The sequence below is a fragment of the Stenotrophomonas sp. 28608_Sma genome (genome assembly GCF_056486185.1).
The window spans coordinates 457,243-477,919 of record NZ_CM151308.1 but is presented as its reverse complement, the minus strand read 5'-3'; the positions used below and the strand labels follow the sequence as shown (position 1 = coordinate 477,919).

Sequence of the window (20,677 nt, the reverse complement as noted above, 5' to 3'; positions counted from 1 at the left end):
CCCTGACCAGGAGGTCTCCATGTTCCGTTGCCTGCGCGTTCCCGCCACTGCCCTGCTGCTTTCGGCGCTGGTGGTGCCCACCGTCCATGCCGGCGCCGCGCCGCAGTTGAACAGCGGCCAGACCAGCGTGCTGGTCACGTCGCTGATCGTGCTGTCGATTCCGTTGGCCACGTCGATGGGACTGGCCGAACTGTCCAAGGCCCCGTTCAAGGCCAGCGAGCGCAACGGCAAGGTCGCCGCACGCACGCCGGCGGTGCCGCTGCCACCGATGGAAGTGAAGCAGGTCGCCACCACGCCAGCCGGTGATCGCCAGGTGCACCTGCAGGTGCCCGGCAAGGCCGACCAGACCGCAACGCTGCAATGGCCGGCGGCTGCAGGTGATGACCCGATTGCCGGTTTCGTCGTCGGCCAGCAGGTGCGCTTCGACCCGACCGACGCGGGTGCCGGCTGGACCGTGAAGAGCGCGCAGGGCCAGGCGCTGGCCTATGTGCCGACCGCCTATGCCGCCGGCGATGTGATGAGCGAAACGCTGTAAAGCTGAACGGCCGGTTTTGGCATTGCCGCGGGCCGGGCGGATAATGGGCGATCCCCTTTGTCCCCCTGGCTCGCCATGTCCGTGCGTCCTGCCCCTGTGTTTGCCCCGTTGACCGCCCGCGCCCTGGTGCTGGCGGTGCTGGCCATGGGCGCGGTGGTGCTGCTGTCCAACGTACTGGTGCAGTACCCGATCAACGATTGGCTGACCTGGGGTGCTTTCAGTTACCCGGTCGCGTTCCTGGTCAGCAACCTGATCAACCGCCGCTTCGGCCCGGGCCCGGCCCGGCGCGTGGCGTGGATCGGTTTCGCGGTGGCGGTGCTGCTTTCGATCTGGGTGGCCACCCCGCGCATCGCCATTGCCTCGTGCTCGGCCTTCATCGTGGCCCAGCTGCTGGACATCACCGTGTTCGACCGCCTGCGGCGTGGCAGCTGGTGGCGCGCACCGATGGTGGCCACCACCTGCAGCGCGACGGTGGATACCACCATTTTCTGGTCGATCGCGTTTGCCGGTTCGACCCTGCCGTGGGTGAGCTGGGCTGCCGGCGACCTGGCGGTGAAGCTGGCGATCGGCGTCTGCCTGCTGGCCCCGTTCCGCGCACTGTTGTGGAAGATGGCGCCGCTGCGCACCACCAGCTGACCGCCGTTGCTCTGGTAGGTGCCAACCTTGGTTGGCACGCTGTTGCCGGGGTCATGAACGCTGACGGATTGTGCCAACCAAGGTTGGCACCTACCAACAGCAGGCCAACGCTCAGATCATTGATCCGGCGGGTCATCGCCGGGCCATTGATCCGGTAGTCGCCAACCTTGGTTGGCGCTTTGCATTCATGCCAACCAAGGTTGGCATCTACCAACAGCGGGTCATCGCCGGCCAATGATCCGGTGGGTGCCGACCGTTGGTCGGCACGCCCTGCAGAACCCATCGCTGCCGACAGATTGTGCCGACCAACGGTCGGCACCTACCAACAGCGACCATCGCCGAGCCATTGATTGGGTAGCTGCCAACCTTGGTTGGCGCTTTGCATTCATGCCAACCAAGGTTGGCAGCTACCAACAGCAGGTCATCGCCGGCCATTGATCCGGTGGGTGCCGACCGTTGGTCGGCACGCCCTGCAGAACTCATCGTTGCCGACAGATTGTGCCGACCAACGGTCGGCACCTACCAACGGCGACCATCGCCGAGCCATTGATCTGGTAGCTGCCAACCTTGGTTGGCGCTTTGCATTCATGCCAACCAAGGTTGGCATCTACCAACAGCGGGTCATCGCCGGCCAATGATCCGGTGGGTGCCGACCGTTGGTCGGCACGCCCAGCAGAACTCATCGCTGCCGACAGATTGTGCCGACCAACGGTCGGTACCCACCCAAAGTTGTTGCAGCATTTGCACCCACTCAGGCGAACGGCAGCTCCGCGGCGATGCACGCGGCGGTAATCGCGGCACATGCCTCTTCAATCGCGGGCGTGGTCGGCGCCAACCGCGGGCGCCGATCCAGCGTGCAGGCCAGGCCCACGTCCAGCAGCGTGGCATGTGCTCCATGCAATGCCTGCGCCGTGTCTTCCGGCAGGAAACCGGCAACGGCCAACGCATCGATCAACGACGGCGTATCGCGCGGCTGCAGCAGCGCCGCATGCTGCGCACTGCGCGCCAGCACACCGGTCTGCAGCAGGAACTCCAGGTCCACCACGCCGCCAGCACCCTGCTTCAGGTCCAGTCGCGCGGCATCGCTGCGGTCCAGTTCGGTGCGCATGCGGCCGCGCATCTTCAGCACGTCCGCGTACAGCACACCCGTGTCGCGCTCACGCCCAAGCGTCTGCGCACGCACCTGCTCGAAGTCGGCCAACAGGCTGGCATCGCCGGCCACGCCACGCGCGCGCACCAGCGCCTGGTGCTCCCAGGTCCACGCACGTTCGCGCTGGTATTCGGTGTAACTGGCCAACGAAGACACCAGCGAACCCTTGCCACCATCCGGGCGCAGGCGCACGTCGATGTCGTACAGGCGCCCGGCGGCGGTCACCGCACCGAGCAGCGCCATCACCTTCTGCGCCAGGCGTGCATACCAGCGCCCCGGCTCCAGCGGACGCGCGCCATTGCTGGCATCCACCCCGGCCGGGTTGTCGTGCAGGAACACCAGGTCCAGATCGGAACCGAAGCCCAGTTCAAGCCCACCGAGGCTGCCATAGCCGATGATCGCGAAACGCCCGCCGGGAATCTCGCCGTGTGCGGCATGCATGTCCGCTTCGGCCATCGCCAACACGGTGACCACCACGGCCTGCGCCAGCTCGGCCAGTTGCCGCGTGCTGTCCACCGCACCCTGGCGGCCATCCAGCGTGGCCATCGCCATGCGGAAACTCAGTGCCAGCCGCGTTTCATTGAGCCAGCGCAGCGCGGATTCCGGATCTTCCACCGGCAGCACCTGCTGGCACTCGGCCAGCATGCCAGCCGCATCCGGCATCGGCCCGGATACGCGCACGTCCAGCAGTTCGTCCAGCAGCAGCGGATACGCCGCCAACCGCTCGGCCAGCAGCGCGCTGCGCGCCAGCACGTCCACCAACCGCGCCAGTGCGCTGGGCTGTTCGTCCAGCAAGGCGAGATAGCTGGTCCGGCGCAGCACCGCCTGCAACAGGCCGAGCACGCGCTTGAGCGCGGCATCCGGCTGCGGCGAACGCGTGGCCGCATGCAGCAGCGCGGGCAGCACGCGATCCAGCCGCGCACGCGCGGCATCGGACAACGACTTCACGCCGGTGCCCTGGGCGAAATCGCGTAGCGACTGGTCGGCGCCGTTGGCATCGAGGAAACCGGCTTCGGCCAGCAGCGGTGCGTTGCTGCCTTCGGGCAGGCTGCGCCAGTAGTTGGCCAGTGCATCGGGCGCGGCCTGGCCCTTGCGCGGTGCCAGCAGCGCGGCGAATTCAGTACTGACGCGCTGCTGCTGTTCGGCCAGCGCCGCGCGCAGCACCTCCCAATCCGGATAGCCCAGACCCACGGCGATGCGTTCGCGGTCGAGCGCATCACTGGGCAACACATGGGTCTGCGCGTCACGCAGCATCTGCAGGCGGTTCTCCAGGCGCCGCAGGAACAGGTACGCCTCGCGCAGCGCGCTGCCATCCTCGGGCGCGATCTGCCCGGCGGCCACCAGTGCGTCCAGCGCCACCAGCAGCCGACGCTCGCGCAATGCCGGTTCGCGACCACCGCGGATCAGCTGCAGCGCCTGGCACAGGAATTCGATCTCGCGGATGCCACCGGCACCGCGCTTGATGTCGTCGTGCAGTTCGCGGCGTGCGACTTCAGCGGTGATGGCCGCCTTCATTTCGCGCAGGCCGTCTAGCGCGGTGAAATCCAGGTAGCGGCGGTACACGAACGGGCGCAGGGTCTGCAGCCACGCCTCACCGGCCTCGATATCGCCGGCCACCGCGCGCGCCTTCAGCCAGGCATAGCGCTCCCAATCACGGCCCTCGCGCTGGAAATACTGGTCCATCCCCGCGAACGAGAGTGCAACGCGGCCGGCGCTGCCGAACGGACGCAGGCGCAGGTCGACGCGGTGGCTGAAGCCATCGACGGTGGTTTCATCCAGCAGCTTGGCCAGGCGCTGGCCGAGACGGGCGAAATATTCTTCCGCCGCCAACGGACGCGGTCCATCGGATTCACCTCCCTGCGGATAGGCGTAGACCAGATCCACATCGGAACTGAAGTTGAGCTCGCCACCGCCCAGCTTGCCAAGGCCGAACACCACCAGCTGCTGCGGGATGCCGTGTTCATCGGCGATGACGCCGTGACGCTGGGCGAATTCCTGCTGCAGGGCGTCCAGCGCCAGCCGCAGGCAGTCTTCGGCCAAAGCGGTGGCACCGGCCAGAGTCTGCGCCACGTCGTCCAGACCGGTCAGGTCACGCCAGATCAGCCGTGTGGACATCGCGGTACGCCAGCGCCGGATCTGCGCCGGCCAGTCGCTGGGCTGCAGCGGATCGAGCACCGGCGCTGGGATCGGCGGGCAGCCGGGCGCGGCCAGCTGTGCCAGCAAGGCCGGTTGCCGCACCAGGGTGTCCAGCGCGAAGTCGCTGGCCACCGCCAGCCGGGTCAGCAGCGGCAGCAGGTTGGCCGGGATGTGCTCGGGCAGGACCTGGGCCAGGCGCGCCAGAGCGCGGTCGACAAGAGGCTGCAGGGAGGCGGGCACGTCAGCGGGGGCGAGGGTCATGGGCTGATTGTATCGACCCGTTAACGCCGGCCGCTGCCCAGCGAATCCGATGACCCGGTAGTGCCGGCCGCTGGCCGGCAGATCCGATGATCCTGCCGAAGGTTACTGGGGTTGCCGGCCAGCGGCCGGCACTACCGATAATGGAGACCGCGTATTCATACTGGACGACAGGCAATAAAAAAGCCCGCTTGCAGCGAACTGCCAGCGGGCTCTGCTCCCTCCCCCACGTCGGGATGCAGGTCCATCGTGCGGGCTGCGAAAGCACTTTGCACGCTGCACTGCAAAACAAAACCGGCGGGTTTGGGTGACCCCTGCGGGAAAAGCCATTCCACGAAGGTAGAACCCCCCGTACGGATGAGGATGGCCGATAATCGGAATTCCCCCAAGCAACACGTGTCGTCATGTCTGTTGATCGCATCGCCAACGCGCGTCTTCGTGACCGCGTGGTCTCCGCAGAGGCCGCAGCCGCGCTGATCCAGCCCGGTGAAACCGTGGCCATGAGCGGCTTTACCGGCTCCGGGTATCCCAAGGCCGTTCCCGTCGAACTGGCCCGCCGCATCGAAGCGGTGCATGCCCAGGGCCAGCCCTTCCAGATCAGCCTGATGACTGGCGCCTCCACAGCGCCGGAACTCGATGGCGCGCTGGCCAAGGCCGATGGCATCGCCATGCGCATGCCGTTCCAGAGCGACCCGGATGCGCGCAACCGCATCAACGAGGGCAAGCTGGATTACATCGACATCCACCTCAGCCACGTGGCCCAGCACGTGTGGTTCGGTTTCTATGGCGAGATCGATACCGCCGTGATCGAAGTCTCGGCCATCCGCGAAGACGGTTCGCTGGTGCCCTCCACCTCGGTCGGCAACAACAAGACCTGGCTGGACCTGGCCAAGAAGGTGATCGTCGAGGTCAACGAATGGCAGCCGGCCGGCGTCGACGGCATGCATGACATCTACTACGGCACCGCGCTGCCGCCGCACCGCAAGCCGATTCCGCTGGTGAACGCCAACGACCGCATCGGCGACACCGCGCTGCGCTGCGACCCGGACAAGATCGTGGCCGTGGTGCGCACCAACGGCCCGGACCGCAACAGCCCGTTCAGCCCGATCGATGCGACCAGCGAGCAGATCGCTTCGCACCTGATCGAGTTCCTGCAGCACGAAGTGAAGAAGGGCCGCCTGCCGCCGAACCTGCTGCCGCTGCAGTCGGGCGTGGGCAATATTCCGAACGCGGTGCTGGCCGGCCTGGCCAAGAGCGGCTTCCGCGACCTGGCCGCGTTCACCGAAGTGATCCAGGACGGCATGCTCGACCTGCTGCGTGACGGCGTGCTGAGCTATGCCTCGTGCACCGGCTTCGCGCTGAGCCCGCAGGCCAACGAGACGTTCAAGGAGAACATCGATTTCTACCGCGAGCGCATCATCATGCGCACGCAGGAGATCTCCAACCATCCGGAACTGGTGCGCCGCCTCGGCTGCATCGGCATGAACGGCATGATCGAGGTGGACATCTACGGCAACGTCAATTCGACGCACGTGATGGGCACGCGGATCATGAACGGCATCGGCGGTTCCGGTGACTTTGCCCGCAACGGTTTCCTGTCGGCGTTCCTGAGCCCGTCCACCGCGAAGAACGGCACCATCTCGGCGATCGTGCCGATGGCCAGCCACGTGGACCACACCGAACACGACGTGTCGGTGATCGTCACCGAACAGGGCCTGGCCGACCTGCGTGGCCTGACCCCGCGCAAGCGTGCGCAGGTGCTGATCGACAACTGCGCGCACCCGGATTTCCGCCCGCAGCTGCAGGACTACTTCGACCGTGCCAGCCGCGAGAGCTACGGCAAGCACACCCCGCATCTGCTGCCGGAAGCGTTGTCGTGGCACCAGCGTTGGCTGGATACCGGCACGATGAAGAGCTGAGATCCGGAGACTCTGGTAGAGCCGGCCGCTGGCCGGCTCCCCAGAACAGCCGGCCAGCGGCCGGCTCTACCTTCACGCGGTGCGCAGCGCCGCCAGCGACTCAGCCTGCAGCCGCTCGTAGATCTCGAACTCGTCATTCACCGCCACGCCCAGCGCCTGCTCGAAGGCCTCGCGGTTGGCGTGTGCGGCATACGCACGCTGTTCTTCGCCGCCCAGGTTCGACTGGAAGATGCCCGCCGCACTGACCGGCAGGAAATCCTCATAGACGATCGGGTCGGCCGTGGCCAGGCCGGCGGCCACCAGCACTTCGGCGGGCAGATCGGCCACGCGCTCCGGCGCGGCGCGGCCAGCGTCGGTCAGCTGGTAGCGGTAATAGCCCAGTCCTTCCTGGCGCAGCGTGTCATGGTCATCCGGGAAGCTGGCGAACACCGCCTGCAGGCGCTGGCCGTAGTCGCCGCCGGTGCTGCCTTCGCCACCGGCATCGCGGGCCTGCGACAGCAGCTGGTCGTACAGCGCGCGGCCCTTCGGGGTAAGCGCAAGGCCCCGCTGTTCGATCTCGCCGAAGCGCGCGGTGTGGGTGCCGGCATCGCCACCCTCGCTGTCCGGGAAATGCACGGCTTCTTCCAGTGCCTTGAAGCTGGTCTGCCGCAACAGGATCGGGCAGGCACGGCGCGGCGGACCTTCGATCACCGCCTTGGCGGCCATGCCATGCTCGATCATCGCCGCCTGCGCCGCGTCGATATCCAGCGTACGCGGGGTCAGATGGTTGATGTGCGGGCCACGGAAGCTGACCACGTCGGCCACCAGGCGATGCGCGTTGTGCAGCGCGTGGTAGGTCGGCAGGTCGACCGTGGCATCGCCATGCCAGCGGAAGGTTTCCAGTGCTTCCTCGACGAAGCGCTCGGCATCGGCCTGCGAGAGCCCGCCGTCACGCTCGGCCTGCTCGATCAGCGCCAGCGCGCCCTCGGTGAAGATGCGGCGACGTGCAAGGATCTTTGCCGATTCGGCACGCAGCGCTTCGTCTTCGATCAGCTCCAGGCGCAGCAGCGAGGTGAACACGCGGAACGGGTTCTGCGCCAGCGCGGCGCCGGTGAGCGGGCGGAACGCGGTGGAGTGCACCGGCACGCCGGCCACCGACAGGTCGTAGTAGCCGACCGGGTACATGCCCATCACCGCGAACAGGCGGCGCAGCGTGGCCAGTTCCTGCACGGTACCAACGCGGATCGCGCCGTGGCGCTCTTCATCCAGGCGCGCACGCTCGTCGTTGCGCTGCAGCTGTGCGGCCAGCGCAGGGTCCTGGTCAAGCACCTGCGCGTTGATCCGCTCCACCAGTTCCACCAGCGTGCCGTACAGCGGCACTTCGGTGCGGTACATGCGGGACATGGCCTGCGCGAACAGGCGGCGGATCATATCAGGCGAAACGAAAGAGGCGCTCATCAGTCACTCGATTACGGGAACGGGGAACAGCTCGAACCCGTATTGTCGCCGGAGCGCGGGGCCGCGGCGATATGCAGAGCAACATGAAGGAAATCGGTAGTGCCGGCCGCTGGCCGGCAACCTCCGGATGCCTGGAAGGATGCAGTTGCCGGCCAGTGGCCGGCACTACCGCTTGAGCTGGCGCCTCAGGGTGGCATCCAGGGTGATCGGCCGGTCCCAGTGCTGGTAGCTGGCCACGATGGCATGGCGCACGGCGCGGTAATGCAGGTTGTCCGGCTTGGCCGGCATGCGCTTCACCACCGCCTCCCAGCCGCCCTCCGGGTCCTGGCTGAAGGCGCGCACGCTGTCGCGACAGGTCTGGCCGCTGGCCTTGGCCCAGAAGCAGGCGAAGTAGATATCCCCGGCCTGCCAGCCATGGGTGGTGAACAGCGCGCTGATGTAACCGCGCGGCACCTCGGCATAGCGCGACACTTCGTCGAGGAAGGCGTCGGGGTAGCGTTCGGCGTAGTGGTTGATGTCCTGCAGCTGGGCATCGACCCAGCGGTCACCGGTTTCCACCGTGTAGGCCGCCGAACGCTTGGCGGTCTGCTGGGCCAGCACGATGGCCGGCACCAGCAGCAGGGACAACAACAGCGCGCGCAGTCGGACGTTCATGCCACGATTCTGCCGCAGCCGCCGGGTCCTGTCAGGCCGCCGCCGAGGCCTTGGCCTCGATCGCGGCCAGTGCGGCCGGCCAATCATGGGCGGTATCGGCAGTGACCATGCGCGGTTCGTCGTCGGCCACGCCGTGCTGGGTCTCGTGGGCCCAGGTCACCGCGTACGGGGTATGCACGCCCCAGCCACCCAAGGTCACCACCGGCTCGATGTCCGAGCGCAGCGAGTTGCCGACCATCACGAAGCGCTGCATCGGCAGGTCGAATTCGGCCAGCACGCGGGCGTAGGTCTCCGGGTCCTTCTCGGAGACGATCTCGATGCGCGGGAACAGCTCGGCCAGGTTGGCGACCTTGATCTTCGCTTCCTGGTGGAACAGGTCGCCCTTGGTGATCAGCACCACTGGATAATCTTCGGCGATCGCAGCGACTGCTTCACGCACGCCGTCGATCAGCTCGACTGGGTGGCGCAGGGTGTCGTGGCCGATGTCCAGGATGCGCTGGATGTCCTTGGCCTCGATGCGCTGGCCGGTGATGTCGATGGCCGCTTCGATCATCGACAGCGTCATGCTCTTCACGCCGTAACCGAAGGTGCCCAGGTGGCGCTGCTGCACTTCCAGCAGGTGGCGCGCGGTCTGCGTGTCATGCACGTCGACGTAGCGCGACAGCAGGTCAAGATAATCCTGCTCGGCCTTGCGGTAGTAGTCCTCGCTCTTCCACAGCGTATCGTCACCGTCAAAACCGACCAGGCCGATGGCGCGCGACGGCGCAGGCGTGGGGGTGTTCATCGCACAAGGATACAGGGGTGCTGGTGACGATAAAAACCCGGGCGGCCGCAGCCGCCCGGGTCCCCATGCACCGGTCTTCCCGAATCAGGCGTGGATCAGCGGCCCTGCGCCGCGCCGGCACCTGCACCGGCCTGCTGGGCGGCCACGTAGGCCTTGTACTCGTCGGCGCTCAGCTCGCCGTCCTTGTTGGTATCGGCCTGGTCGAACACCTGGGCCAGGCCTGCGTTCACCTGCGCCTCGGTCTTGCTGATGGTGCCGTTGCCATCGGTATCGATGCTGGCCCAGGTCTGGCCACCGCCATTGGCCTGTGCCGAAGCCGCTGCGGCCGCGTTGGTCGCCTGGTCAGCCGCCTGCCCTGCCTGTGCCGCCGACTGCTGCGCCTGCGCGGCCTCGTTCTGTGCCTGCGCGGCCTGCTGCTTGGCCGACTGGGCCATCGCCGGAATGGCCAGCACGCTGCCGGCGGCGACGATCAGGGCGATCAGGGGCTTGCGGTTGCGAATAGTCATCAGGGGTGTCTCCTACCAATTGGGTGGTGTTGCGCGGCGTGTTGTCTCCGCACGGCACCTACCCTGCCACCGCGTTTCTGAATCGATTTTGCCCCGCGACCGGCGTCAACACGCACGATTAACCACTCGCCTACGCGCATGCTTTAGCGCGGTGGTTAGCACGAAGTGAGTGGCTCATAAGCTGCGCATTCAGCGCTGCCTGATTTAACCGGCAGCGAACAAAAAACCTGCGTCAGTCGACGTTCTGAGCCGATGACCGCGAACTGAACACCACCCAGCCGAGGGCAACACCGGCGAGCGCGCCGGCGATTTCCAGCACCACGCGGCTGCCGAGTTCGTTCGGATCGTGGATGGTGGCGAGGAAAAGGCGCGCATACAGGGGCGACTCCAGACGCACGATGCCCATGTAGAACAGCTTCCAGGCATCGATGCCGGCGGAGATGATCACGGCGATGACGCAGGACCAGCCGATCGCGTGGCCAACCGTCCAGTGCAGGAGCCGGCACAGCTGCGACCACAGGAAGTACACCAGCAGCCCGACCAGCAGGGCAATGGCGCCCGCTTCGAGGGTACCGAGCAGGCCGAAGTGCAGGGGAAGGTTCATCGGGTGGGCAGGGATGAAGAGGCGGCCAGTGTAAGGGATCTGCCTCGGACCCAATCCGTTAGCCCCGGTAGATCCACGCCATGCGTGGATGAATCCCCATCGAAATCGAATACTCCGATGATTGAACGAAAGGCGTCCACGCATGGCGTGGATCTACCGTGTCGACCAAGGTCGACACCTACCAACAGCAGCGCCCCTCCGCCGATGTCCCTACCGCACGGGGACGTCGTATGCGGTGCCCGGGTCCGGTTCGGGCTGCAGGGTGTAGTGCCACCACTCCTGCGGATAGTTGACGAAACCACGGCGTGCCATCGCCTGCACCAGCTGCTTGCGATTCGCCTGCTGCGCAGCACTCAGCCCGCTCGTCTGCGTATGCGCGCGTGGCCCGAAGAAATCGAAGTCGGTGCCCATGTCCAACGGCGTACATGCACCACTGCCGCAATCCAGCAGCCCCAGATCCACCGTGGCACCGCGGCTATGGCCGGAGCGCTCGGCGATGTAGCCGTCGGCCAGCAGCCGTGGCTTGTCCAGATCCGGGTACTGCAGAGCCTTGCGCGAGCGCTCGCGCGGATCGTTCACCCAGGCCATGAAGGCCTGCACCGAGCGCACCGGCCGGTAGCAGTCGTAGAGGCGCAGGCCAAAGCCATCCGCGCGCAGGTCCTGTTCCACCTGTGCCAGTGCCTTCGCCACCGGCGCCAGCAGGTAACAGGACGGCCCCTCGTAACCCGGCACGCGCGCGCCGGTGAAGTTGTTGGCGCCGGCGTAGCGGATGTCCATCTCGATGCCTGGCGACAACGTGCGGATCTCCACGAATCCGGCGCTGGCGGCATCGGTGGCCGGCGAAACACGCGGCGGCTCAGCGGCGCTGGCGCTCGCTGCCAGGGCAGTCGCCAGTACGAGTGAAATGCAGGTCCTGGAAGTCATAGCTGAAGTCGATGTCCGGGTCGATGGCACGCAGGTCCAGTGTGGGCGGCGCACCGTCACCGGGCTGCAGCCAGGCCTGTGCGTCTTCGCCCAGCGTATCCCAGCGCAGCAGCCAACGCCCCTGCAACTGCAGCACCGTGGCCTGCAGCCGGGGCGACTTGTCCACGCTGAAGCGCAGGCCGTCCGCGCCCGGGCACAGTGAGGCCGGGCCCAGCCACGGATCGCGGTAACGGCCCTGCCAGTGCGGCAGATCCGTGCGGCTCGTCTCCTGCGCCGCAACGGTGGACGGCCGCGAATGGCCGGTCGCCGCCCGCGTTGCCTGGTCTGCCTTCAATTCGGCCAGGTACTCCATCGCAGGCCGCGCATCGTCCGCTGCGGTGAAGCGCTTCAGCGCGGCCTGCATCAACGCGGTACGCGCATCCTCGCCTTCGCCATTGATCAGCATCACCACACCCACCTTGCGGTCGGGCAGCAGCGCCAGCGACGAGTACATCCCTGACAGCGTGCCGGTGTGTGCCACCTTCCACTGCCCATCCATGTCAGACACGCGCCAGCCATAGCCGTAGCCGTAGAAATGCGCGTTGTCCCAGCGCCGCTGGCGCTCACCCAGCGGCATCGGCACGTGTAATGTCCACAACGTGCGGCGCTGTTCACTATCCAACCAATCCTGCACCACGGCAGGATCAAGCAGTACCTGCATCCAGCGCGTCATGTCGCGCAGCGAACAGCGGATGCCTCCGGCAGCCATGGAAGGCAGGTCCGGGCTGATGGCACCGTCAGCGTTCACCACCTCATTGCGATCACGACGCCAGGCATGTGGCTGCGCGACGTTGCCTACGCGCTTCACCGACCAGGCCCCCACCTGGCAGCGCGTCATGCCGAGTGGTTCAAACACCTGCTCGCGCATCAACTGGTCGTACGATTTGCCACCGGCCGCAGCGGCCACTTCGCCGGCCACCACATACATCAGGTTGTCGTAGGCATAGTGGCTGCGGAAGCTGCTGACCGGCTTCAAGTGCGCCAGTCCGGCAATGATGTCGGCGCGGGTGAACGTGTTCGGCTCCGGCCACAGCATCAGATCACCGGCGCCCAGACCGAGACCGCTGTTGTGGATCAGCAGGTCGCGCACCTGCATCTGCTGGCCCACCCATGCGTCATGCATGCGGAAGCCCGGCAGGTGCCGCCGCACCGGGTCATCCCAGCGCAGCTTGCCCTGCTGCACCAGCCGCGCCAGCAACGCGGCGGTCATCGCCTTGCTGTTGGAGGCGATCTTGAACAGCGTGTCCTCGTCGATGCGGCCGCCATCACCGCGCGCGCCCTCGGCATGGCGATAGACCACGTGCCCATTCTCGACCACCGCCATGGCCAGCCCGGGCAGGTGCTTATGCTGGACCACGGCGGCGACATCGGCATCGATGGATGCGGTATCGACCGCCGAAGCGGAGGGTGCGGCCAGTGCCGCTGCGAGGATCAGCAGATGATGCATGCACGCTTCCCTTCCAATGCCCGCGCCGCCCACACGGACGGCACGGGATGCAGCCTCAGAAATTCCAGGTCACCACCAACTGTGTATAGCGCGGAGCCTGCCAGCGCGTCCCGGTGGCGAACGTCGCCTCGCGGTACTGGCCGGGCTGCGCTTCATAGCGCTGGTGCACGTTGATGGTCTTCTGATTGTTGAACAGGTTGTAGACCGACAGCCGTGCGCTGAGGTCGATGCCTTCCACCGGCAAACGCCACGTCACATTGGCGCCCATGGTCCACGTCCATGGCAGGCGACCGAACGCGCCGCGCGGACTGTACTCGAACTGTCGCTGGTTGTATGGGCCGGAGCAGTTGGCCACGCACAGCCAACCGGTGCCACCGCCACTACCTTCACTGGAGGTACTGCCACCGGCGATGGAGTCGTTTGGCCACATCACGCCATACGCAGTGATCGGGCCACCGGACTGCACCTGCAACGTGGTGCCGAAGGACCATTGCTTGTTCAGTGCGTACGCAGCTCGCAGCTTGAACTGGTGGCGGAAGTCGTTGAACAGTACGCCGTAGCGCTCGTTGGTGGCGGGGTGGTCCCAGAACTGGACCATGCCGGTATCACCGTAGTTGGTATCGGAGTTCACTGGTCCTTCGAAGTTGCCTTCACTCTTCGACCACAGGTAGGACGCGTTGAACATCCACTTCTCGTCCCATGCACGGTCGATCTGGAACTCCAGCGCCTTGTAGGTACGCTTGGGCTTGGAGTAACCGATCACCTCGCCACTGCCGCCCTTTCGATAGCCGCTGTTGGCGGTGTCGATGGTGATCCAGCCTTCGTTGGCGCAACCGATGCTCTTGTCGCCCCAGATCGTCAGGCTCTCGCCCGGGTTGGCGATCGGCCACAGCGTGCTGGGGGTCGGGCCGCACGGGGTGTAGTTGATGCGGATGTCATCCAGAGCGCGGGTCATGCGCCGGTAGGTGGCGTTGACGCCCCAGGACCACGCCTGGTTGATCATGTTCTGGAAGCCCAGGATGTACTCGTCCTGGTAGACCGCCTTGAGATCGCGGTCCACGCTCTGGCGCAGGTCGGCACCGCCGGTGTTCATGCGGGTGTCGGTCGGCCCGATCTGCTGGCCGACGATCGGTGCCATGTACGGCGAGCCTGTCGGCGAGGTCTTCTGTTCCCAGCCATTGAGCACGTAATAGCTGTATTCGTCGGTGAGACCACCGGCGAAGTTCACGTTGATGTTGTTGGTAACCGGCAGGTAGTAGCGGCCGGCGTTGCCGAAGAGCTTGGTGCTGCCATCACCGCGCATGTCCCACGAGAAGCCCACACGCGGCGCGACCAGGTCGTCCATCTTGATGAACGCCTTGCCGGCGGCGGTGCGGTTTTCGAAACGGTCCCAGCGCACGCCGAGGTTGAGCATCAGGTTCGGAGTGATGTTCCAGATGTCTTCCACGTAGAAGGCATTGGCTTCAGTCTCGAACGTGCCTCCCGACTTGCGGTTGCGCGCACGCAGCATTTCGGTAACGCCTGCTGGCACGTAGGCATTGGCACCGTCCCAGACTTCGTCGCCAGGTCGCGCTACGTAGGCCGTGTAGCTCAACTCGGTCGGACCGGGGTAGCGGGTGGACTGCTTTGTGGTCATCAGCTCACGGTCGACACCGAAGCGTAGCAGGTGATCACCCAGCTGCCATTCGAAGTCCAGTCGCGCCACGTCACGGGTATCGTCACGCTCGGCCACTGCCGTGCCGGTGGGGTGGCAGCCTGCGCGCAGGCCCTGCAGCTTGCCCAGGCGCGGGCCGTAGGTGCTGTCGGTGAACACCGGGCTGCACGCCTGATCCAGCGACGAATTGGTGAACGCACGCTGGTTGTTCTGGCCGACCATGGCGCGGGCGGTGAAGTTCTGGCCGAAGTGGCCGGTATAGGTGGCCGACCAGTTGCGACCACCCGTCTCGGTGACCGAATCACCGCCCCATGCACCGAGCTGGTCTGCGTTCCAGTTGTAGCCATACGAGGCGTTGGTGACGTCACCTTCGTCGGAGAACGCCAGCAGTGCCAGGCTGTGGTTGTCGTTGATGTTCCAGTCCAGCTTGGTGCCCCAGAAACCGTTGCCGGAATCATTCTTGAACCAGGTACTGCCATCGGACGAGGTGTTGTGCCCTTTGTCACTGCGGTCTTCATACATCGCGAACAGGAACAGCTTGTCCTTGATGATCGGACCGGAGCCCCACACGTTGGTCTTCAGGAACGAGTTGTTGTCGCGGCTGCCATACGAATGCGGGGTTCCATCACGATGGAAGTGGTCGCCGCCGCTGGAGCGCCATGCACTGGGTTCAGCGGTGACTTCCACGCCGCCTTCGAACTCGTTGCTGCCCGAACGGGTCACCGCATTGATCACGCCACCGGTGGAGCGGCCGAACTCGACCGAGTATCCGCCGGTCTTGACCTGAAACTCCTTGAAGAAGGCGAACGGCGCGGTACTGAAGCCGCGACGGGTGTACATGTCGGTGACATTCAGGCCATTGATGAAGACGGCATTTTCAGCCACCGACGAGCCGGCGAAGGACAAGCCACCAAACGACGAGTTGCCGCCGACCACGCCAGGCGCCATCAGTGCGACCGCAGACAGGTCCTGCGCCACAGGAAGGCGCGAGATTTCCTGTCGATTGATGTTGAAGGATGTTTCGGTGGAATAGACATCCACGCGATTGACCACGCGTGTGCCGACCACCTGCAGTGCATCGAGATTGGTGACGCCGCCGCCGCTTGCCAGATTGACCGTGGTGGTGCCGCCGATCGCGACGCTGACAGCAACCTGATCACCCAGCTTCTGGCCATCACGGCTGAGCTGCAACTGGTAGTCGCCCACCGGTAGCTGGCCCAGGCGATAGCTGCCATCGGCACCGACCGTGACAGAGCGGGTCAGGCCCGTGCTGTTGCTGACCACGGTCACCTGATCACCGGCGGTGGCGCGGCCCGCCACCGCGCCGCTCACGTTCTGCGCCATTGCGGTGCCGGGCAGCATCACGCCCAGACACGCCCCAAGGGCGACGCACAACGCCGCCCGCTTGATGCTGTAAGCCTTCATCCCCTGCTCTCTCCTGCAAGAATCGAATGGTGTGGAGTGCGATGTGTCGCGCTAGCGTTGCCTGGCTGGCAGTACCCGCCACTGGAAGTCGTAGTTCCATTGGTCGAAGTACAGGTTGCCGCCAGCCCACTCGGCCTCGCCGCGCTGCGAGTCGACCGTTTCCGAGCGGAAGTGCTGCTTGGCCGGCACCAGGGCCTGGCCGAAATCGTCGTTGAAGGCGATGCGGTAGCCGTCGAGGCCACCCAGGTAGAAATCGCGCAGGGCCGGCACGTCGCTGGCCAGTGCGCCGGTGGTCACGTCCATCGGCAGCCATCCATACGGCGCCAGGTAGACCTGCCCCCAGTCATGCAGGTTGTTGTAACCACTGCCATCGTCGGAGAACACCATGCCCGACTGCCAGCGTGCGGGAATGCCGTTCAGGCGCAGCAGCGCGATCAACAGCAGGGTCTGCTGCCCACAGTCGGCATGCCCGGCATGCAGCGCGTAATCGCTGATGTTGCTGATCGTGGAGTATTCGCGCGCACCGGCCCATGGAATGCGATCCACGGCAGCAAACAGCTTGCGCACCACTTCATACGGGCGGGTTTCCCCCTGCAGCACCTGGTCGGAGAACAGCTTCAGCGCCGGCGTGAAGCGCACGTGCGGCAGCTGCTCGGCCAGGTAGGGTTTCAGTGCCGGATCGGCCGGTGTCGGCTGCACCTTGGCCGGATCGATCGCGGTATGCCGGGCCAGGATCGTGACCGCATAGCGGACCTCGAAGCGGGTCGGCTGCCCGGCCACCGCTTTGGCTTCCAGATAGGCGGTACGCTGCAGGGTGCTGGCTGGTGCCACGCGCGCCTTGCCCGGGGTGCTGCCCAGCCACTGCACCTGCTCCTGCTGGCCGGGTATCTCGCGCGGGTACGGAATCCAGGCGCGTACGGTCTCGCCGGCCGGCACCGCATCGGCTTTCACCGTGAGCGACTGGGTGAATTCAATGCGCTGCGGCAGTACCGACGCCTGGCCACTTTGTTCCGCTGCGGCAAGCACGCGTGCGTGGTGCGCGTTGAGCACCTCGTTTGGGCCCGGCGCCGGCATCGGTGCATCCGCGCGGCGGCGCGCACGTGCCTCGTCGCTGAGCAGGAACAGGTTCAACGGTGCGCGCTTGAAGTACCAGCGCGTGCCATCGATGTCGAGGTGTTCGATCAGTCCAAGCTGGTCCCAGCGTGCGAATTCCTCGTCGGTCAGGTCGGGAATCCAGCGGCGCACGGCAGACTTGGCGGCGGCTTCGTCGAGGGAAAAATCCAGGCGGATGCGGCGCATGCGCTCTTCCTGGAACGCGATGTCGTCGAAACTGACGCCAGGCTCCGCCGCGTCCGCAGCCGACCAGGTGTTCAGTTCGCTGCCGGCTTCGGAGAACCGTCCCGCGTCGATCATCTGCACGACCCGCGCAAACTGGATGGCCGAGGGTGGCGGCTCCGCTCCCGCCGACCACGCCCACAGCAGCAGCGCGGCACACAGGCCGGCAGTGGCAGGCAGACGTGGTTTGCGAACGGCAGGATCCACAGCGACACTTCCCCAGCGCGGGTGGTAACGGCTGTGTAACACGGGCCGGGATGCCGGTCAATAATTTATTCTTGCTTTCGATGCCAAAAGGAATAAATATTCCAACAGGCATTCGAGGAGGGTGTGCAGCGCATGATCCTGGCTTCCCGCGAACGGCATCGGCATTGGCCACGCCGCTTGACCCTGGCCCTGTGCCTGCTGGCCGCACCGGCCTTTGCACAGGCGGCCCCGCCGCCCGACCCGGGCGCGCCGCTGCCCTATGTGATCGGCCTGCACGAGGCCTACCTCACCCCGCAGTACTGGACCGCGCGCCTGGACAACGCAGACGTGCCGATCCTGGACCGCAGCCAGATCGAGGCACAGAACGCACGGATGCGGTCACAGGACAGCCACATCCAGGACATCGCCGCACTGCCCGAGCAGCTTGATGCGGCGGCGGTGCGCGCCAGCATCACCTCGCTGTCGAGCTGGCCCACCCGCACTCTGTACAACGACAAGGGCCAGGCCGTTGCGCCGGCACTGCGCAGCGCGACCGAAGCCAATCTGGGCCTACAGTCCATTCCCGCGCAGACGACACCGCAATACGGGCTGGTGGTGAAGCGCGCTGCACTGCGCACCTTCCCCACCCGCGAGCGCGTCTTCAGCAGCGTCGGTGACATCGACATCGATCGCTTCCAGGAATCGGCGCTGTTCCCCGGCGACAAGGTCGCCGTGGTCCATCGTAGCGCCGACGGCCGCTGGCTGTTCGTGCACAGCGAGCGCTACAGCGCATGGATCGAGGCCGATGCCATCGCCAGCGGCGACAAAGCCACCGTGCTCGGCTACGGCGCGAAGGGACCGTACCGGATCGTCACCGGCGCCACCGCACAGACCGCCTACACCCCGGAAGAACCGCGCGTCTCGCGCCTGCAGCTGGACATGGGCGTGCGCTTGCCGGTGCTGGCCGACTGGCCGGCGTCAGAGCCGGTGAACGGCCAGCAGGCACATGCGTCGTGGGTGGTGCAGCTGCCGGTACGCGAGGCCGATGGTCGATTGAAGCTGGTACCAGCGCTGTTGCCGCGCTCGCAGGACACCGCCGCCGACTATCTGCCGCTGACCCCACGCCTGCTGCTGCAGCAGGCCTTCAAGTTCCTCGGCGAGCGCTACGGTTGGGGCCACGACTACGACACCCGCGACTGCAGCGGTTTCGTTTCCGAGATCTACCGCAGCTTCGGCGTGCTGCTGCCGCGCAATACCAGCGCGCAGGCGGTCAGCCCGGCGCTGGACCGCGTGCCATTCACCGGCAAGGACGGCAAGGCCGTGCGCGACCGCGCCGTCACCGACCTGCAGGTGGGTGACCTGGTCTACATCCCCGGCCACGTGATGATGGCCATCGGCCACGTCGACGGCCGCACCTGGGTGATCCACGATACGGCGGGCGGCAGCTGGTTCGGTGCTGACGGCAAGCGTGTGCAGGCCCACCTCAATGGTGTTTCGGTCACCCCGCTTGAGCCGATGATGGCCAGCGACAGCGTCCGCTACATCGACCGCATCACCAACATCCAACGCCTGCGTGCCAAGACCCCCTGAATGAAGATCACTGCCATCGAACTGGGCATGCTGCGCGTGCCGCTGAAAACACCGTTCAAGACCGCCCTGCGCACGGTGGAAACCGTGGAAGACGTAGTGGTGCTGATCCGCACCGACACCGGCCACACCGGCTACGGCGAAGCGCCGGCCACCGCGGTGATCACCGGTGATACCCACGGCTCGATCATCGAGGCGATCCGTCACTTCATCGCGCCGCGCCTGATCGGCCAGGACGTGGCCAACCTCAATCGCCTGTGCGGTCTGGTGCAGACCGCGATGGAGCGCAACACCAGCGCCAAGGCGGCGGTGGAGATCGCGCTGTACGACCTGTGGGCACAGCTGCATGGCGCGCCGCTGTACCAGATGCTGGGTGGCGGCGACCCGGTGATCACCACCGACATCACCATCAGCGTGGACTACATCGACAAGATGGTGGCCGATTCGCTGTCGGCGATCGAGCGCGGCTTCGAGTCGCTGAAAATCAAGGTCGGCAAGGACATCGGTCTGGACATCGAACGGGTCAAGGCGATCCACGCCGCCGTGGAAGGCCGCGCCCTGCTTCGGCTGGACGCCAACCAGGGCTGGACGGCCAAGCAGGCGGTGCATGCCATGCGCACGCTGGAGGAAGCGGGCGTGGTGCTCGAGCTGCTGGAGCAGCCGGTGAAGGCCGCCGACATCAGTGGCCTGAAGTACGTGACCGACCGCGTCAACACGCCGGTGATGGCCGACGAAAGCGTGTTCAGCCCGAGCCAGGTGATGGACCTGATCCAGCAGCGCGCGGCCGACATCATCAACATCAAGCTGATGAAGACCGGCGGCCTGTCCAACGCGATCCGCATTGCCGACATCGCCGGCATCTACGGCGTGCCGTGCATGATCGGCTGCATGATCGAATCCAGCATCAGCGTGGCTGCGGCCGTGCACCTCGCGGTGGCCAAGAGCGATGTGATCACCAAGGTCGACCTCGACGGCCCCTCGCTGGGCCAGTTCGACCCGGTCAGTGGCGGCGTGCACTTCAACGAATCGGAGATCAGCATCAGCGACGTGCCGGGGCTGGGCATCACCGAAGTGCGCGGGCTGGAGATGCTGGGGTGACCCGCGCAGTCGAGCATGGCTCGACTCTACAAGGGCCGTGCTTATCTGATGCCTGGTCGGGCGTTACTTTTCTTTCTGCGAAAAGAAAAGTAACCAAAAGAAACGCTCCGCCAGCCGCGAGCCGACGTGCTGCGCACGTCGGTGCCCTGCGCTCCTCGGTCCGTCAAGGGACGGCGCGGAACTCGCTGCGCTCAGACACCCGCGCCTCTTCGCCCTCGCAGGACCTGCGGTGCTCGGCTCGCTACAAGGCGGACTCAACGTCCAAAGCAACAGCTGCACCCAGTAAATCCATGCCACGCGTGGATGCACCTTCTCTTGCTTCTGCCCTACCCCGTAACCCCTTCGCGGCTGGCACGCGCGCGA

General features: G+C 66.0%; 15 protein-coding genes. 5 read left to right on the top strand and 10 right to left on the bottom strand.

All coding sequences use genetic code 11. The features are described from left to right. Positions 1–19: 19 nt before the first annotated feature. On the top strand, positions 20–535 hold the full coding sequence (locus tag ACZLHH_RS02125) for a hypothetical protein (RefSeq protein WP_004139500.1): 516 nt from the start codon (positions 20–22) through the stop codon (positions 533–535). Between the two features lie 75 nt (positions 536–610). Next, a complete protein-coding gene (locus tag ACZLHH_RS02120) occupies positions 611–1,171 on the top strand; it encodes a queuosine precursor transporter (protein WP_004139497.1) in 561 nt (186 codons plus the stop codon). 751 nt (positions 1,172–1,922) lie between these two features. Here ACZLHH_RS02120 and glnE read toward each other — a convergent pair. Next, a complete protein-coding gene (gene glnE / locus ACZLHH_RS02115) occupies positions 1,923–4,718 on the bottom strand; it encodes a bifunctional [glutamate--ammonia ligase]-adenylyl-L-tyrosine phosphorylase/[glutamate--ammonia-ligase] adenylyltransferase (protein WP_049462168.1) in 2,796 nt (931 codons plus the stop codon). A 401-nt stretch (positions 4,719–5,119) separates the two neighbouring features. On the opposite strand from glnE, the gene ACZLHH_RS02110 reads away from it, so the two are divergent. Next, positions 5,120–6,634, top strand: coding sequence for an acetyl-CoA hydrolase/transferase family protein (locus tag ACZLHH_RS02110; RefSeq protein WP_049462169.1), 1,515 nt, complete (start codon positions 5,120–5,122; stop codon positions 6,632–6,634). 72 nt (positions 6,635–6,706) lie between these two features. Here the strand turns inward: ACZLHH_RS02110 and hglS are convergent, their stop codons facing one another. The 9 genes from hglS to ACZLHH_RS02065 form a co-directional block, all read right to left on the bottom strand. Continuing rightward, on the bottom strand, positions 6,707–8,071 hold the full coding sequence (hglS, locus tag ACZLHH_RS02105) for a 2-oxoadipate dioxygenase/decarboxylase HglS (protein WP_049462170.1): 1,365 nt from the start codon (positions 8,069–8,071) through the stop codon (positions 6,707–6,709). 165 nt (positions 8,072–8,236) lie between these two features. Then, the gene (locus tag ACZLHH_RS02100; protein ID WP_049462171.1) at positions 8,237–8,725 is read right to left on the bottom strand and encodes a hypothetical protein; all 489 of its coding nucleotides are present in this window, start codon (positions 8,723–8,725) and stop codon (positions 8,237–8,239) included. A gap of 31 nt (positions 8,726–8,756) precedes the next feature. Continuing rightward, on the bottom strand, positions 8,757–9,509 hold the full coding sequence (locus tag ACZLHH_RS02095; protein ID WP_049462172.1) for an HAD family hydrolase: 753 nt from the start codon (positions 9,507–9,509) through the stop codon (positions 8,757–8,759). Between the two features lie 95 nt (positions 9,510–9,604). Beyond that, positions 9,605–10,015, bottom strand: coding sequence for an EF-hand domain-containing protein (locus ACZLHH_RS02090; RefSeq protein WP_004139214.1), 411 nt, complete (start codon positions 10,013–10,015; stop codon positions 9,605–9,607). 232 nt (positions 10,016–10,247) lie between these two features. Next, positions 10,248–10,619, bottom strand: a complete 372-nt coding sequence (locus ACZLHH_RS02085) for a hypothetical protein (protein WP_032968343.1) — start codon at positions 10,617–10,619, stop codon at positions 10,248–10,250. 210 nt (positions 10,620–10,829) lie between these two features. Further along, entirely contained in the window at positions 10,830–11,543 is a 714-nt protein-coding gene (locus tag ACZLHH_RS02080; RefSeq protein ID WP_049461774.1) for a M15 family metallopeptidase, read from the bottom strand. Then, a complete protein-coding gene (locus ACZLHH_RS02075) occupies positions 11,476–13,029 on the bottom strand; it encodes a serine hydrolase domain-containing protein (RefSeq protein WP_049461773.1) in 1,554 nt (517 codons plus the stop codon). The genes ACZLHH_RS02080 and ACZLHH_RS02075 overlap by 68 nt, the downstream gene beginning before the upstream one ends. Positions 13,030–13,084: 55 nt before the next feature. Further along, positions 13,085–16,108, bottom strand: coding sequence for a TonB-dependent receptor (locus ACZLHH_RS02070; protein ID WP_049461772.1), 3,024 nt, complete (start codon positions 16,106–16,108; stop codon positions 13,085–13,087). Between the two features lie 51 nt (positions 16,109–16,159). Beyond that, positions 16,160–17,650: a transglutaminase-like domain-containing protein gene (locus tag ACZLHH_RS02065; RefSeq protein ID WP_049400066.1), complete on the bottom strand. Its 1,491-nt coding sequence runs from the start codon at positions 17,648–17,650 to the stop codon at positions 16,160–16,162. Positions 17,651–17,782: 132 nt separating this feature from the next. On the opposite strand from ACZLHH_RS02065, the gene ACZLHH_RS02060 reads away from it, so the two are divergent. Further along, entirely contained in the window at positions 17,783–19,219 is a 1,437-nt protein-coding gene (locus tag ACZLHH_RS02060; RefSeq protein WP_049421210.1) for a C40 family peptidase, read from the top strand. Further along, positions 19,220–20,314: a dipeptide epimerase gene (locus tag ACZLHH_RS02055; protein WP_032130035.1), complete on the top strand. Its 1,095-nt coding sequence runs from the start codon at positions 19,220–19,222 to the stop codon at positions 20,312–20,314. Positions 20,315–20,677 lie beyond the last annotated feature (363 nt).

Excerpts from the sequence above, each read along its gene's own strand:
- ACZLHH_RS02095 (WP_049462172.1), bottom strand. The coding sequence starts at position 9,509 with ATGAACACCCCCACGCCTGCGCCGTCGCGCGCCATCGGCCTGGTCGGT.
- ACZLHH_RS02080 (WP_049461774.1), bottom strand. The coding sequence starts at position 11,543 with ATGACTTCCAGGACCTGCATTTCACTCGTACTGGCGACTGCCCTGGCA.
- ACZLHH_RS02120 (WP_004139497.1), top strand. The coding sequence starts at position 611 with ATGTCCGTGCGTCCTGCCCCTGTGTTTGCCCCGTTGACCGCCCGCGCC.
- hglS (WP_049462170.1), bottom strand. The coding sequence starts at position 8,071 with ATGAGCGCCTCTTTCGTTTCGCCTGATATGATCCGCCGCCTGTTCGCG.
- ACZLHH_RS02055 (WP_032130035.1), top strand. The coding sequence starts at position 19,220 with ATGAAGATCACTGCCATCGAACTGGGCATGCTGCGCGTGCCGCTGAAA.
- glnE (WP_049462168.1), bottom strand. The coding sequence starts at position 4,718 with ATGACCCTCGCCCCCGCTGACGTGCCCGCCTCCCTGCAGCCTCTTGTC.
- ACZLHH_RS02100 (WP_049462171.1), bottom strand. The coding sequence starts at position 8,725 with ATGAACGTCCGACTGCGCGCGCTGTTGTTGTCCCTGCTGCTGGTGCCG.
- ACZLHH_RS02085 (WP_032968343.1), bottom strand. The coding sequence starts at position 10,619 with ATGAACCTTCCCCTGCACTTCGGCCTGCTCGGTACCCTCGAAGCGGGC.
- ACZLHH_RS02125 (WP_004139500.1), top strand. The coding sequence starts at position 20 with ATGTTCCGTTGCCTGCGCGTTCCCGCCACTGCCCTGCTGCTTTCGGCG.
- ACZLHH_RS02060 (WP_049421210.1), top strand. The coding sequence starts at position 17,783 with ATGATCCTGGCTTCCCGCGAACGGCATCGGCATTGGCCACGCCGCTTG.
- ACZLHH_RS02110 (WP_049462169.1), top strand. The coding sequence starts at position 5,120 with ATGTCTGTTGATCGCATCGCCAACGCGCGTCTTCGTGACCGCGTGGTC.
- ACZLHH_RS02090 (WP_004139214.1), bottom strand. The coding sequence starts at position 10,015 with ATGACTATTCGCAACCGCAAGCCCCTGATCGCCCTGATCGTCGCCGCC.
- ACZLHH_RS02070 (WP_049461772.1), bottom strand. The coding sequence starts at position 16,108 with ATGAAGGCTTACAGCATCAAGCGGGCGGCGTTGTGCGTCGCCCTTGGG.
- ACZLHH_RS02075 (WP_049461773.1), bottom strand. The coding sequence starts at position 13,029 with ATGCATCATCTGCTGATCCTCGCAGCGGCACTGGCCGCACCCTCCGCT.